The 1,055-nt window shown below is 60.0% G+C and carries 1 protein-coding gene; it reads left to right on the top strand.

All coding sequences use genetic code 11. The features are described from left to right. Positions 1 to 826, top strand: an 826-nt coding sequence (locus tag LPA36_RS29345; protein ID WP_228884018.1) for a hypothetical protein, incomplete at its 5' end; no start/stop codon positions are given. Between the last annotated feature and the right edge of the window lie 229 nt (positions 827 to 1,055).

Genomic DNA, 1,055 nt, shown 5'->3' with positions numbered 1-1,055 from the left:
ATCGTATCTGCAGTGGCAGTGCGCCCACGGACATATCTGGGATGCGACGGCAACGAAGATCCAGCAGGGCCAGTGGTGTCCGTACTGTAGCGGCCACCGCCACACACTCGCTGACATGGAGGCGCTTGCGCAGGCCCGGGGTGGCGAGTGCCTGTCGGATGCCTACGTGAAGATGGACTACAAACTTCAGTGGCGTTGCGACCATGGGCACACGTGGGCGGCAACACCTGCGATCGTGGTCAGCGGAAGCTGGTGCCCGCATTGCCGGCACGAACGCAGCCAGTATCGCCACATGGAACGGATGCACGAACTGGCCGCGCAGCGCGGTGGGCTCTGCCTGTCGGAACGTTACCTCGGCGCAGATACAGCGCTCGCGTGGCAATGCGGAAAGGGTCATCTCTGGCAGATGGCGCCTCGCCACATGATCGGCCGCGGTTGGTGGTGTCCATTCTGCAGCGGTCGCCGCAAGTACACGCTGGAAGACATGAGGGCGCTTGCGCATGCGCGCGGCGGTGAATGCGTATCGTCGACGTTCCGGTCTTCGCACGACCGCTTGCAATGGCGCTGCGACCGGGGACATGAGTGGTCGACGAAAGCATGGCATGTCATCTCCGGTCGCTGGTGTCCATCATGTGCCAGCCTCGACCGGATCCAGGCGAAAAATGGCTGGAAGCGCCGACGATACGAAGCGCATGGCAAGCTGACCGATCTGCTTGTGCGAAGCCGATACATACAGGTCCCCGGTTATCGGCTCGATATTGTGTGGTCAGCCAGTCGGCTAACATCGAGCGGTCGATCCGTCAGGCAAAGGTGCGATGATAGTTGACGGAGGGTGCCGGCAGCGGGCCGGTCACGAACGGGTGTTGCGGAAGATCGTCAGCCGTTTGCCTGTATTGCGCCACGGTTGTGTCAAACTATTTTGTCGCAAGATCGACGTGCAAACCGGGGGCGACAGCGGTTGTGTCAAACTTTATTGTTTTTGTACCCGCATCAGTGCATCGCCAACCCTCTGATTTTATTGAAGACGCGGTGTCAAACTATATTGTTCGCTCACA

The organism is Paraburkholderia saeva (assembly GCF_907164555.1).
Lineage (GTDB): Bacteria > Pseudomonadota > Gammaproteobacteria > Burkholderiales > Burkholderiaceae > Paraburkholderia > Paraburkholderia saeva.
This window is presented reverse-complemented; position numbering and strand designations above follow the sequence as displayed.